The sequence below is a fragment of the Pseudomonas sp. NFPP25 genome (assembly GCF_900116505.1).
Lineage (GTDB): Bacteria > Pseudomonadota > Gammaproteobacteria > Pseudomonadales > Pseudomonadaceae > Aquipseudomonas > Aquipseudomonas protegens.
The window spans coordinates 387,735-400,375 of record NZ_FPBG01000007.1 but is presented as its reverse complement, the minus strand read 5'-3'; the positions used below and the strand labels follow the sequence as shown (position 1 = coordinate 400,375).

The following is a 12,641-nucleotide window of genomic DNA, read 5'->3' as shown; positions in this document are numbered from 1 at the left end:
CGACATGACGATTCAAGGCATAGACCTGTCGTTGATCTGGGGCGTGATCATCGCCTTCGGGGTGATGATGTACGTGATCATGGACGGCTTCGACCTGGGGCTGGGGATCCTCTTCCCGCTGATCCCCGATGCCCGGGAGCGGGACGTGATGATGAACACCGTGGCCCCGGTGTGGGACGGTAACGAGACCTGGCTGATCCTCGGTGGCGCGGCGCTGTACGGCGCCTTTCCCCTGGCCTATTCGGTGATCCTGGAGGCCCTGTACCTGCCGCTGATCTTCATGCTCGCAGGGCTGATCTTCCGCGGCGTGGCCTTCGAGTTCCGCTTCAAGGCCAGCCCCGAGAAACGGCACATCTGGGATTGGGCGTTCATCGGCGGCTCGCTGCTGGCGACCCTGTGCCAGGGCATCGTGATCGGCACCTATATCAGCGGCATCCCGGTGGTCGATCGGCAGTTCGCCGGCGGCACCCTGGACTGGCTGGCGCCCTTCCCGCTGTTCTGCGGCCTGGGGCTGATCGTGGCCTATGCGCTGCTGGGCAGCACCTGGCTGCTGGTCAAGACCGAAGGCATGCTGGAAGCGCGCATGCGCCACTACACCCGGCCCCTGGCGTTCGCGCTGACCGCGGTGGTGGCGGTGCTCTGCGTGTGGACCGCGCTGCTGCACCCGGAGATCGCCAACCGCTGGTTCAGCCATGCCCATATCGTGATCTTCGGTGCGCTGCTGGTGCTGGGGCTGGCGGCACTGTTCGGGCTCCTGGGCACTTTGCGCCAGCACCATTCCCACTGGCCGTTCGTGTTCACCCTGGTGCTGGTGTTCCTCGGCTACATCGGCCTGGCGTTCAGCATCTGGCCGAACATAGTGCCGCCGTCCATCAGCCTGTGGGAGGCGGCTTCACCGCTGTCCAGCCAGCTGTTCATCCTGATCGGCACCCTGTTCATCCTGCCGGTCATCCTGATGTACACCTGCTGGAGCTACTACGTGTTCCGCGGCAAAGTGAGGATTGGCGATGGCTACCATTGATCTAGCTACACCCCTGCCCTGGCACAAGGCTGTGGCGCAACTGAGCCTGCTGTTCATCGGCGCACTGCTGATGCTCGCCTGCAGCGGCGCACTGATGCTGGAGCTGGCGCATGGATAGGCTATCGACGCGGCCGGCATCCACCTGGCAGCGGTTGCTGTGGATGGGGGGTATCTGGCTGGCCAGTGTGGTGGGCCTGGGGCTGGTGGCCGGCGTGTTGCGGCTGCTGATGCAAGCCGCCGGCATGCACAGCCACTGAGCAGGGGCGATAACGCCTGCAACCCCGGCCCGCAATAGCGGGCCGGTTTTTTGCGCCTACAGGCCGGTGGGCGCGCGCTCGGCCAGGTCTTCCAGCAGGTCGGCGGAGGGCACGAAGAACAGCCCGCCGGTGACCGCGGTGCTGAAGTCCAGCAGGCGATCGTAGTTGCCTGCAGGGCGGCCGACGAACATGTTCTCCAGCATCTGCTCCACCGGCCGTGGCGAGCGGGCGTAGCCGATGAAATAGGTGCCGAACTCCCCGGCGCCCGGGCGGCCGAACGGCATGTTGTCGCGCAGGATCTTCACCTCCTCGCCGTTCTCTTCCAGGGTGGTCAGGGAGCTGTGTGAGCAGCTGGGTTTGACTGCATCGTCGAGTTCGATATCCGACAGTTTGGTGCGGCCGATGATGCGCTCCTGGGCCTCCACCGTCAGTTCGTTCCAGGCGGTCATGTTGTGCAGGTACTTCTGCACCAGCACGTAGCTGCCATTGCAGAACTGCGGGTCCTCGTCCCCCACCAGGGTGAAATCCACCGCCTCGCGGCCTTCCGGGTTCTCGGTGCCGTCGACGAAGCCGACCATGCTGCGCATGTCGAAATAGCGGAAGCCCTGGACCTCGTCCACCACCTTGATCGAATCCCCCAGGGGCTTGAGCAACTGCGTGGCCAACTCGAAACACAGGTCCATCTGTTCGGCACGGATGTGCAGCAGCAGGTCGCCGGGAGTCGATGGCGCGCGGCGCCCCTCCACGCCCACCTCGATGAACGGGTGCAGCGACGCCGGGCGCGGGCCGCCGAACAGGCGGTCCCAGGCGCTGGAGCCAAAACCGCAGACACAGGACAGATTGCCCCCCGGGACGCGCTTGCCCACCGAACGGGTCAAGGCGGCGATATCGGCGCACCAGTCGCGCACGGTTTGCGCGGCAGCGGCGCCGGGCGCCAGGGTGGCGACGATGAAGATCGCGCTACGGGTGATGGGATTGCAGATGGCTTGGGGCTCGGGCTTGCGCTCGGCCAGGGAGGACGGCTGGGTCATTATGGGTTCCACAGGCTGCGGTCGGAAAAATCACCGACAGGAAAATAGCAGATTGTGACCTTGGCCAGGGAGATTGCTCCCCCTGGAAGGTGCCGCCCTCCCATTCACCGAATCCCCGGGCCATCAAGCATCTCTGGCCTCCCACAGCGCACGACCCTGTAGCCGCTGCCGAGCCTGCGAGGCTGCGCAAAGGACCGCAGGGCCTTGCTTGGCGATCTACCGCCGGGCATCAGCGTTTTCCGGATCGCCGCGGCCGCTACGCGACCGTGCGCAGCCTGCGGCAGCGGCTGCACGAGTCGCGAGGCGCTGTGACGCTGTGGCTCCGTTCAAGCGGGGCTTGAGCGCAACACTCGCACCGGCACCGATTTGTAGGACGGCGTGCCGCTGTCCACGTCCAGGTAGTCCAGGGGCACCAGGCGGTTGGCTTCGGGGTAGTAGGCGCCCACCGTGCCATTGGCGATCTTGTATTCGATGGCGGTGATCTTCTCGTAGCGCAGCCGGCGCCCGCCAATCACCGTTTCGATGTCCACCAGGTCGCCATGGGCCAGGCCCCGGGCGGCCAGGTCCGCCGGGCTGATGAACAGTACGTCGCGGCGGCCGAACACCCCGCGATAGCGGTCGTCCAGGGCGTAGATGGTGGTGTTGTACTGGTCGTGGCTGCGCAGGGTGATCAGCCGCAGCACATCGGCGCCGTCCACTTCCTTGTCCTCATGCAGCCCGGGAAAGACGAAGAATTCGGCCTTGCCCGAGGGCGTCAGCCACTGCCGCTCGGCTGCCGCCAGGGGCATGCGGAAACCACCCGGCACGCGAATGCGGGCGTTGTAGTCGTCAAAGCCGGGCACGGTCTGTTCGATCAGGTCGCGGATCTTGTCGTAGTCGGCCACCAGCTCCAGCCAGGGCACGCGGCTGCCCGGCAGGGTGGCCCGGGCCATGCCGGCGACGATCGCCGGCTCCGACAGCAAAAACTCGGAGGCCGGCGCCAGCTTGCCGGCCGAGGCATGCACCATGGACATCGAGTCTTCGACGGTGATCGCCTGACGCAGGCCGTCCTGCATATCCAGCTCGGTACGGCCCAGGCAGGGAAAGAGGAAGGTTTCCCGGGCCACCAGCAGGTGGCTGCGGTTGAGCTTGGTGGCGATGTGCACGCTCAGGTCCAGCTTGCCCATGGCCGGGAAGCACTGGCCCGGGTCCGGCAGGGCCACGGCAAAGTTGCCCCCCAGGCACAGCAGGGCCTTGGAGCTGCCGGCGATCATCGCCTGCATGGCTTGCACCGCATCGTGGCCGTGATGCGCCGGCGGGGTGAAGCCGAAGGTCTGCTGCAGCTTGTCGAGAAAGGCCGGGGAAGGCTTCTCGGTAATGCCCACGGTGCGGTTGCCCTGCACGTTGGAGTGGCCGCGCAACGGGCAGATCCCCGCCCCCGGCTTGCCCAGGTTGCCCCGCAGCATCAGCAGGTCGCAGATCAGCCGGACATTGGCCGTGCCTTCGTTGTGCTGGGTGATGCCCATGCCGTAGGTGACGATGGTGGCGTTGGACTTGGCATAGGCCGCGGCGACCATTTCCAGGTCCGCCTGGTGCAGTCCGCTGGCCTGCTCGATGTCTGCCCAGGCGGTGGCATGCAGGTCCGCCGCCAGGGCCTCGAAGCCCTGGGTGTGCTCGGCGATGAATGCCTGGTCCAGGACTTGCCCCAGGCTGTCCTCCAGGGCCAGCAGCGCCTTCATGATGCCCTTGATAGCCGCCGCGTCGCCGCCGGCCTTGACCTGGAAGTACGACGAGGCGATGCGGGTGGAGCCGTAGGTGGCCATCTCCACCATGTTCTGCGGGTCGGCGAACCGCTCCAGGGCGCGCTCGCGCAAAGGGTTGAAGACCATGATCGGCACCTTGCGCCGCGAAGCTTCATGCAGGGTGCCCATCATCCGCGGGTGGTTGGTGCCGGGGTTGTGGCCAATGGAGATGATCAGCTCGCAGAGGTCGAAGTCCTCCAGCGACACCGTGCCCTTGCCGATGCCAATGGACCGCGGCAGGCCGACGCTGGTGGGCTCGTGGCACATGTTCGAGCAGTCGGGAAAGTTGTTGCAGCCGTATTCCCGGGCGAACAGCTGGTACAGGTAGGCCGCTTCGTTGGACGCGCGCCCGGAGGTGTAGAACTCCACCTGCTCGGGCTGCAGGCTGCGCAGGATCTCGCCGATGCGGGCAAAGGCGTCCTGCCATGCCACAGGCTTGAAGGTGTCGCTGGCACGGTCGTAGACCAGGGGCTCGGTCAGGCGCCCGAGGTCTTCGAGTTCGTAGTCCGAACGCTGCAGCAATGAGGTCACCGGATGCTGGGCGAAGAACGCCGGGGTTACCCGCTTGTTGGTGGCCTCCCAGGTCACCGCCTTGGCGCCGTTTTCACAGAACTGGAAGGTCGACTTGTGCTCCTTGTCCGGCCAGGCGCAGCCCGGGCAGTCGAAGCCGTCGGGCTGGTTGGTGCGCATCAGGGTCAGCGGCGCCTTGAGGGTGTCCATCTGCTCGCGCACCGCGGTCGCAGTGGCCTTGAGCGCGCCCCAGCCACCGGCGGGACCATCGTAGTTGCGGATTCCGGGAACCTTGCGTCGAGTACTCATGAGCGCTCCAGGGCCGGCCCGGCGCTGCACGACGCGAACCGGTGGTTGCGGATGACCGAGGCGCGCCAGGGCAGGATGCCCAGGGGCCTGGATCAGGGGGCAAGTGCGCTGGAAAAGCCTCAGCGCAGGGTAAAATCTAGCCCTGCGGGTTGGCCTGTCAAGGCCAGGCGCCGACCGGTACAGGGCCCATGCCAGGGCCCCGGCCAGGCCCGGGGGAGCCTATTGCAGGCCCCCGCCAGAACCTGTAGCGCCTACTGCAAAACGCTGCGCCGGCGCTTGAGGGTCCAGCCCTGCTGCATGCCGGCCGCGGCCAGCAGGATCGCCCCCACGCCCACCCATTGCAGCAGCCCCAGGCGGTGCCCGAAGGCCACCCAGTCGACCAGGATCGCCGCAATCGGGTAGATGAACGACAAGGCGCCGGTCAGGGCCGTCGGCAGTTTCTGGATCGCCCCGTACAGCAGCACGTACATCACCCCGGTATGGAGAATGCCCAGGGTCAGCAGGCTGGCCCAGGCGCTGGCCTGCTGGGGTGGCGCGCCGAGGTTGGCCCAGGGCGCCAGCAACAGCACCCCGGTGCAGACCTGGATCAGGGCGATCAGGTGCGGCGGCGTGCCGCTCAGGCGCTTGATCAGCAGCGCGGCAAAGGCGTACAGCGCCGCCGCGCCCAGGGCCAGGGCAATGCCCAACAGGTAGTCGCCACCCTCCTCGCCCTGGCTGCCGTGGGCACTGACGATGGCCAGCATTCCGGCGAACGACAGGCCCAGCCAGAACAGCTTCTGCGGGGTGATCTTTTCTCCCAGGAACAACGCCCCGAGGGCCACCAGAATGAACGGCTGAACGTTGTACACCGCGGTGCCGATGGCGATCGAAGCCCGGGAGTAGGAACCGAACAGCAGCACCCAGTTGCCGACAATGGCCACGCCACTGAGCACCGCGAGGATCAAGGCGCGCTTGCTCAGAATGTTCTTACGCAAAAAGCCGAAAGCTCCACAAATCAGCAGCAAGGTCCCGGCGCCGAACAGGCACCGCCAGAACACCACATCCAGCACCGGTTGCCCGGACACCAGGACGAACCAGCCAATGGTTCCGGAAATCAGCATGGCAGCGGTCATTTCCAATGATCCGCGTCGGGTTTGTGCATCCATCATCAGGCTCCTTTGCAAGTGGGCAAATTATGCCCAGCCAGCAGAGCCCATCGCCAGATCAAAACCTGGGCTAGAATCGATTCAGACCTTTTTTATCAAGGCCAAAGAGCCCATTCACCTAACGAGATCGACATGCTGGATGCCATCGACCAAACCCTGATCAGCGCCCTGATGCAGGACTCGCGACGCTCCCTCAAAGCCCTGGCGCAGATCAGCGGGCTGTCCGCTCCCAGCGTCTCGGAGCGCTTGCGCCGGCTGGAAGAACGCGGCGTGATCAGCGCCTATACCCTGGAGATCGACCCCAGGTTTCTCGGTTACCAGTTGCAGGCCATCGTCCGCATCCGCCCCTTGCCGGGCAAGTTGCAGGAGGTCGAACGGCAGATCCTCGCGATTGCCGAGTTCACCGAATGCGACAAGGTCACCGGCGACGACTGCTTCATTGCCCGTCTCCAGGTGCGCTCCATGGAACAACTGGACAGCCTGCTGGACCACCTCAATCACTACGCCGAAACCAACACCGCGATTGTCAAGAAATCGCCGATCAAACGGCGCCTGCCGCCTCTGGAATAGGGAGCGGTCCGGACCGCTTTCCAGGTCCGAAAAAACACCCTTCTGCGCCCCGGCGCCTTGGCAGCGCCGGACGGAACGCGAACAGCGAACCCTGCGGCCAGCACTGTTCAGCGCACTGGCTATCTCCCATCTGCTGACCACCGCACAGCTACAGGTATGAGCGCGTCGAAAAGCTGGACAGCCAAAGAAAACCTGGGCAACAAAAAGCCCGCCGAAGCGGGCTTTTTTCAATGGCTCAGCACCTGTGATCAGTCATCGCGACCCATGATGCCGAACAGTTGCAGCAGGCTGACGAACAGGTTGTAGATCGATACATACAGGCTGATGGTGGCCATGATGTAGTTACGTTCGCCGCCGTGGATGATGGCGCTGGTCTGGAACAGGATGCACACCGAGGAGAACAGCACGAAGCCGGCGCTGATCGCCAGTTGCAGGCCGCTGATCTGGAAGAACAGGCTGGCCAGCACGGCGCCCATCAGGACGAAGAAACCGGCGGTGATGAAGCCGCCGAGGAAGCTCATGTCCTTGCGGGTGATCAGCACATAGGCCGACAGACCGCCGAATACCAGTGCCGTCATGGCAAAGGCCGAACTGACCACTTCGGCGCCGCCCTGCATGCCCAGGTAGCGGTTGAGAATCGGGCCGAGCAGAAAGCCCATGAAACCGGTCAAGGCGAAAGCCGACACCAGGCCCCAGGCCGAGTCACGGAGTTTGTTGGTGAGGAAGAACAGACCGTAGAAGCCGATCAGCACCACGAAGATGTTCGGATAACCGACACGCATCTGCTGTGCCACATAGGCCATCACCCCACTGAACGCGAGGGTCAGGGCCAGCAGGCCGTAAGTGTTGCGCAGGACGCGGCTAACCTCTAGCTGCTCGGCCTGCACGCCGTTGTTAACTGCGTAATCCTGTTCGCGCATGGCGACACTCCTGTTGGGGGAAACATTTAGTGGCATGGATGATAACAGAGGCTCTGTAACTCGCGACGCAGAGAGTTTGACAGTGTGTTTCATTCGGGTATTATGGCGCCCGCAATGCGATCTGGAGGTGTGGCCGAGTGGTTTAAGGCAGCGGTCTTGAAAACCGCCGACTGTAACAGGTCCTAGAGTTCGAATCTCTACGCCTCCGCCAAATCTCAACGAGAAAGCCCTGATTTTTCAGGGCTTTTTTGTGTCTGGCGTATTTTGCTCCCAGCCTCTCCTCACCGACCCAGCTCAAGCATTTTTGGACGCGTCCAAATACTTTGATCTTTTTGAGAGGCTTTCGCCTCAAACTACTGCAACCGCAATATGCCGATGGCGCATACTGCTGTAGCCCTCCTCCGGCGTCCTGCCGAACGACCACATCCCCTATTCCACCCGACACCACCATGACTGCGCATACAAGGCGCCATCAACTTCCTCAACGCCATTGATGTTCATCCCAAGCTGCGCCATGCCGTTGACCTTTGCATCGAGCAGTCGCGGAAACACATCGGGGCCTGGATCGCTTTTGAATATCCAGGCCTGAACGCAAGGTCGTCCCAGCGCCTGGCTGTGGCTCTCCAGGATATGGATGTCTCCTTTGACAGGCTGGATCTTGCTGAGCCTTTCTGAAGGTATTGCTGCGCCACGCTCCCTGCGGCGAACGATAAGAAAATTCATGGGGGATCACGCCAAAACTGTATATATGAACAGTATTTCACCACTTGGCGTGCAAGCGAATTGACGCCGACAGACGGAGCTATGCTTTCTCCTCTGCAGGGAGAAACGTCTATGTGCGGACGACTTTCGCAATACCACGGCATTCACGAATTCGTCGCAGCCCTGAGCCTGCCCGGGGCCCTGATCAATAACGTCGGTGATCAGCCCCTGGGGCGCTACAACGCGGCGCCGACGATGCAGCTCGCCCTCTTCCACGTCGCCGAAGACAAACTACACGCCGACGCCGTGCGCTGGGGGTGGCGGCCGCACTGGGCCACCGACCGCGCCGCGCCGATCAATGCGCGCGTAGAGAAAGTGGCTCACGGGCCCTTCTTCCGCCAGATCTGGCCGCACCGCGCTATCTGCCCGATCGACAACTGGTTTGAATGGGTGGACGAAGGCGGCCCGAAGAAGCAGCCATATCTGATCCGGCACCGTGACTGCTCCCCTATCCTCTGCGCCTCAATCGGACAGCTGCCCGACCCGGACCAGGGCGAGCACGACGGCTTTGTGATCATCACAGCCGACAGCGCCGGCGGCATGGTCGATATTCACGACCGCCGGCCGGTGGTCCTGGCCCCGGACTTGGCTCGGGAATGGCTCGATGCTGCAACGCCCAAGGAGCGCGCGGAACAGATGGCCTTGCATCAGGGCGAGCCAGCCGAGGCTTTCGAGTGGTTCAAAGTGGACCGGGCGGTAGGGAATGTCCGAAACCAAGGCTCCGACCTGATTAATCCAGTCGATTGATCAGCTCTTGGTCAGTGTTTTAAGGCGCTCCACCAGAGAAGCTTCAAAAATGATTTACAGCATCTCAGCATCATCGGTGCGCAAAGCACCGCAGGTTTCCAGACCAAGCACGAAGACATCCGCCCGTGCCACCGCCCTCACAGCGATGATCATCGAATCTGCCCGGACAATTTGCGCCAGCAGCCGATCCGCTTCTCGCTGCATCTACTCGCCCAGCACTACACCTCCACATTCCCCACCTTTACCTTCACCACTCCATCCTATAAACCACAACAACGACCGTTGCCCAGACGATAGTTATTAAGAAACGAGAGTTTAGTCAGTCGCTTCGCCATTCACATCACATAATCACTCAAACAAAAAATGACAACTCGTGACTAGTGCCCCACCACCAAATGGCTTGAGGCCATCCGCGTTTCAGACTCAGAACACAATCCTGTTAGACCTACAGAGCAATTAATCCTTCGTCTCCGTGGCCAGTGGAACGACAGGCTTCTCCGGCCCCCTTCAACTTAAACAAGCCACTGCCGTAAAATTATCTCAGCAAAAAAATCTAAGAATCATCTGATTTTCTCAAAGGTACAACATCAATAGGATATGCCTCCGACACTGAATTTCATCATGGCTTTCAAAAATGTTTGACTCAAACAAATATCATAGACTACGCGCTCTGTTGAATATTTCAGTCGCCCTAATTTTTCCCTATTCAGCGAGTGCAATAGCCGCGAATTGCTCTTTCACTCAAGGGAAAGAGTTCACGGCTAACTACGCCAGCGCGCCGGCTGCATTGACGATACCTCGAGATGCTCCCATTGGCACCGTGGTTTACGAAGAGACCGTCACTGCACCGCAGCAAGGTTTTACGTGTTCTACATCGTCCCCATTTATCTTTGCTCTAAACCCGACATTTGGTAGCGTTACCAGTGGCAAAATCTTTCCCCTGGGCAAAACTGGACTATCGATTAAAATAAATACCTCTCAAAACGGCTATCTATCTGCAGATAGATACCTTAGTGGTAATTATCTTGATCCAGCTCGGACCTACACCCTTGAGATAATAAAATCAGGTGAGCTTTCATCAAAAAGTAAGATCCCTTCAGGCTACCTTGGAGCGCACCAATACGGCAATCTTGACCTTGTTAAGATCAACCTAGTCAATCCAATTGTATTGAACACTGCCTCCTGCGAGACTCCTGATGTGTCAGTTCAAATGGGGGATGATTACCACCTATACGAATTCAGTAACATCGGCAGCACACCGCGCAATGTTAAATTCAACATCAAACTGAATAAATGTCAATCTGGCATCCAAAAAGTCACATACGCCCTAAAAGCAACTTCTCAAGTAATTGATCAGCAACAGGGAATCGTGGCATTGAACTCCAATTCAACTGCCAGAGGCATCGGATTAAAACTGATGGACGGCGTGGGCCAACCAATCTCATTGGGCATCACCTACCCATTCAATGACTTCACTAGCACGGGCGAAAACTTCAACATTCCTCTTTCAGCTACTTATTACCGCTTGACTACGGATGAACTCAAGGCGGGCAGCGCCAACGCCGAGGTCACTTTTATAGTTAACTACCTTTAAGATCAATGTTGCAGATTCCACACATACTGTTGGCACGCCTGTAATGCGATCAGTCCACGGTCGCCTTCGTCGGTAATGGCGACAATTCGTTTAGCATGCGCCGGGTCAAGTCGGGCTCGTACGGTTGCATGATCCACGCCGCTGGTGGTGGGGGTGGCTGGCACTCCACAGCCTTTGGCAACCTCGGTTGCGTCGAGGAGTACTGACAGCCGCAGATCAGAAGAAGCAAGGCGATCGCGCAAGCGATCTTGGTCACGTTGGACATCACTCATTTTCCTAAAATGGGTTTGCTCACTAGCCGCCAGCCGCTGCTCAATCGCCAGGCGCTTGTCCTGCTCGGCCCGCTGCGCAATGGCAGCGGTCTGGCTCAGTTGATTAAGCGTGTCGGCATGCATCCGGGCCTGCTCAGCCAACTGCTTGCCATAGCGCCAGTCCTGGACTCTCCAGGCAGCAGCTGCGCCGACGATGATTAGCAGGACCACCAGCAACAAGGCGCCAACCGTCCGCCAGGCCCCGACGCTCATTTCAAGGCCCTGCGCAGGCCTTCCTCAACCACAACATCCGGGTAAGGGTTGCCACCGTTTTCGTGCACGATGATGCCCAGCACGGTCTCGCGCAGGGTATTGGGGTCGGCCATGTTGATCGAATCGCGCAAGCCGACGCCCAGGCGTTTGGCGATCGCTGCAGCGTATGCCTGGGTGTTGTTCTCGTTGGTGGGGGCCCATCGGCTGATGAACTCCAGGGGCGTGTCGATACCGGGCTTGCCCACGCCGGGCATGCCGTCCTTGCCGCGGTAGTTGAGCAGCAGCTTACCCAAGGCGCGGATGCCGTTCTCGGCGGTATCGAAGCGGGCAAAGCGAGGTTTCGGTACGCCGACCTCCAGGCCGAGCTGCCCCTCCCACTGGTTGCGTGGGTTGTAGTCGATGTTTCCAGGATTGTTAGAGCGGACGCCGCGGGCGTTCTGAATGGTCATGGTCAAACTCCAGGCACAAAAAAATCCGCACTCGGCGGGCTTGGGGGATCTGCAGCAGTTGCTGCTCTGTGATTGGCATTACTTTTCTCCAGGCAAAAAAATCCCGCGCAAGGCGGGTGCATTCATACGCTGCTGTTACTACTGCGGATTGAACGGATAAGGGTACTCAGATACATCTATGTATGTGCATTGCGGTCTCGGGTTAACAGTGAGCGAGAACCATCCCGTTGGCGTCGTGCTGTGTACGGTCCCGTGGGTCGTCTCTGGAGACGTCCAAAAACTATGGGTTATGCTTCCGGTGTCACCTGAGCACCCCTCTTGCGAGCCTGTCTGCCACACCTCGTCACGACCCAGCTGAGATGCCAGCCAGCAACCCCTGCTCCACGGGATATTTGCCGCATAGGTCTTTGCGGGATTCAACGGCACCGTGTAGAAGTACCCGCGAAATCCAGCCCTGCTTGGCAGCAGCGGCTGATCAAGCACTAACACTTGATAGCCGCCGAGGAATGGCGCAACCCTTCCGTTTGGGTATGGTGGCGATGGTGGCGGTGGTGTTGACGTACCAATGATATTTAAAGGCCTCTGCAGGCTGTTGAACGTGAAGCCTCCGTCTTCATCTCGAGTTTTTAGTGCTGGCCCTTTGAATATTGGGGCCATTACATCAAAGCAATAGACCTTGATACCCTCAACAGGTCCGGCAAAGTAGAAGACGCTTGACGTACCCTCCTTTGACGCGAATGGCTTTCCGCACGTCCCTGTTACGTACACAATTGGGTTCACACAGTTCTCTACCGTGAACTTGTAAATATTGTCGTAGTAAGGGCTTGGCCCTCCTGCAGGATGGAGCTTCCTCCAAATCCCGTGATACTCAACGGGTCCGCTTTTGACCAGCCCGTATACCGACTTAGACGTGTCATAAAGAATCTCTTCAGACTCTTTGCGAACGATTAGCGCTGGGCCCATTAGTAATACCCGTAGTAAATGATGCAGTTCATCGGAAAGCCGCTAGGGATGTTGTATG

14 protein-coding genes and 1 tRNA gene are annotated in these 12,641 nt (G+C 60.5%); 7 read left to right on the top strand and 8 right to left on the bottom strand.

Annotated elements, in window-relative coordinates; translation table 11 throughout:
* Positions 1-4: 4 nt before the first annotated feature.
* From cydB to BM382_RS27225, 3 genes are read left to right on the top strand one after another with little or no spacing between them, the layout of a single operon-like run.
* Positions 5-1,021, top strand: a complete 1,017-nt coding sequence (gene cydB, locus BM382_RS27230; RefSeq protein WP_011062007.1) for a cytochrome d ubiquinol oxidase subunit II — start codon at positions 5-7, stop codon at positions 1,019-1,021.
* Entirely contained in the window at positions 1,008-1,139 is a 132-nt protein-coding gene (locus BM382_RS32215; protein WP_275656339.1) for a hypothetical protein, read from the top strand. The genes cydB and BM382_RS32215 overlap by 14 nt, the downstream gene beginning before the upstream one ends.
* Positions 1,132-1,278 (top strand): DUF2474 domain-containing protein, encoded by a 147-nt coding sequence (locus BM382_RS27225; RefSeq protein ID WP_011062008.1) that lies wholly within the window; start codon positions 1,132-1,134, stop codon positions 1,276-1,278. The genes BM382_RS32215 and BM382_RS27225 overlap by 8 nt, the downstream gene beginning before the upstream one ends.
* A gap of 56 nt (positions 1,279-1,334) precedes the next feature.
* On the opposite strand, the gene BM382_RS27220 is transcribed toward BM382_RS27225, so the two are convergent.
* The 3 genes from BM382_RS27220 to BM382_RS27210 all read right to left on the bottom strand — a co-directional run bounded on the left by BM382_RS27220 (position 1,335) and on the right by BM382_RS27210 (position 6,054).
* Positions 1,335-2,309, bottom strand: coding sequence for a Dyp-type peroxidase (locus BM382_RS27220; RefSeq protein ID WP_015636148.1), 975 nt, complete (start codon positions 2,307-2,309; stop codon positions 1,335-1,337).
* A gap of 326 nt (positions 2,310-2,635) precedes the next feature.
* Positions 2,636-4,909 carry an FdhF/YdeP family oxidoreductase gene (locus BM382_RS27215; RefSeq protein ID WP_072444317.1) on the bottom strand — a complete coding sequence of 758 codons (2,274 nt, stop codon included), beginning with the start codon at positions 4,907-4,909 and terminating at the stop codon, positions 2,636-2,638.
* Positions 4,910-5,160: 251 nt separating this feature from the next.
* Positions 5,161-6,054 carry a DMT family transporter gene (locus BM382_RS27210; RefSeq protein ID WP_011062011.1) on the bottom strand — a complete coding sequence of 298 codons (894 nt, stop codon included), beginning with the start codon at positions 6,052-6,054 and terminating at the stop codon, positions 5,161-5,163.
* Positions 6,055-6,186: 132 nt separating this feature from the next.
* On the opposite strand from BM382_RS27210, the gene BM382_RS27205 reads away from it, so the two are divergent.
* Positions 6,187-6,624 carry an Lrp/AsnC family transcriptional regulator gene (locus BM382_RS27205; RefSeq protein WP_011062012.1) on the top strand — a complete coding sequence of 146 codons (438 nt, stop codon included), beginning with the start codon at positions 6,187-6,189 and terminating at the stop codon, positions 6,622-6,624.
* Between the two features lie 248 nt (positions 6,625-6,872).
* Here the strand turns inward: BM382_RS27205 and BM382_RS27200 are convergent, their stop codons facing one another.
* Positions 6,873-7,544 carry a Bax inhibitor-1/YccA family protein gene (locus BM382_RS27200; protein WP_011062013.1) on the bottom strand — a complete coding sequence of 224 codons (672 nt, stop codon included), beginning with the start codon at positions 7,542-7,544 and terminating at the stop codon, positions 6,873-6,875.
* A gap of 123 nt (positions 7,545-7,667) precedes the next feature.
* Here BM382_RS27200 and BM382_RS27195 point away from each other — a divergent pair.
* Positions 7,668-7,755: transfer RNA gene (locus BM382_RS27195), tRNA-Ser, on the top strand.
* A 218-nt stretch (positions 7,756-7,973) separates the two neighbouring features.
* Here BM382_RS27195 and BM382_RS27190 read toward each other — a convergent pair.
* Complete coding sequence (locus BM382_RS27190; protein ID WP_041752365.1) at positions 7,974-8,267, bottom strand: hypothetical protein; 294 nt, start codon at positions 8,265-8,267, stop codon at positions 7,974-7,976.
* A gap of 111 nt (positions 8,268-8,378) precedes the next feature.
* Here BM382_RS27190 and BM382_RS27185 point away from each other — a divergent pair, with 111 nt between their 5' ends.
* The gene (locus tag BM382_RS27185) at positions 8,379-9,053 is read left to right on the top strand and encodes an SOS response-associated peptidase family protein (RefSeq protein ID WP_072444319.1); all 675 of its coding nucleotides are present in this window, start codon (positions 8,379-8,381) and stop codon (positions 9,051-9,053) included.
* A 54-nt stretch (positions 9,054-9,107) separates the two neighbouring features.
* Here BM382_RS27185 and BM382_RS31955 read toward each other — a convergent pair whose 3' ends face one another.
* Positions 9,108-9,257: a hypothetical protein gene (locus BM382_RS31955; RefSeq protein ID WP_162865001.1), complete on the bottom strand. Its 150-nt coding sequence runs from the start codon at positions 9,255-9,257 to the stop codon at positions 9,108-9,110.
* 430 nt (positions 9,258-9,687) lie between these two features.
* On the opposite strand from BM382_RS31955, the gene BM382_RS27180 reads away from it, so the two are divergent.
* Positions 9,688-10,647, top strand: a complete 960-nt coding sequence (locus BM382_RS27180) for a fimbrial protein (protein ID WP_083541085.1) — start codon at positions 9,688-9,690, stop codon at positions 10,645-10,647.
* Positions 10,648-10,649: 2 nt separating this feature from the next.
* Here the strand turns inward: BM382_RS27180 and BM382_RS27175 are convergent, their stop codons facing one another.
* Together BM382_RS27175 and BM382_RS27170 are read right to left on the bottom strand one after the other, a co-directional pair.
* Positions 10,650-11,171 (bottom strand): lysis system i-spanin subunit Rz, encoded by a 522-nt coding sequence (locus BM382_RS27175; protein ID WP_011062017.1) that lies wholly within the window; start codon positions 11,169-11,171, stop codon positions 10,650-10,652.
* Entirely contained in the window at positions 11,168-11,614 is a 447-nt protein-coding gene (locus BM382_RS27170; protein ID WP_092137484.1) for a structural protein P5, read from the bottom strand. The genes BM382_RS27175 and BM382_RS27170 overlap by 4 nt, the downstream gene beginning before the upstream one ends.
* Positions 11,615-12,641: the final 1,027 nt, after the last annotated feature.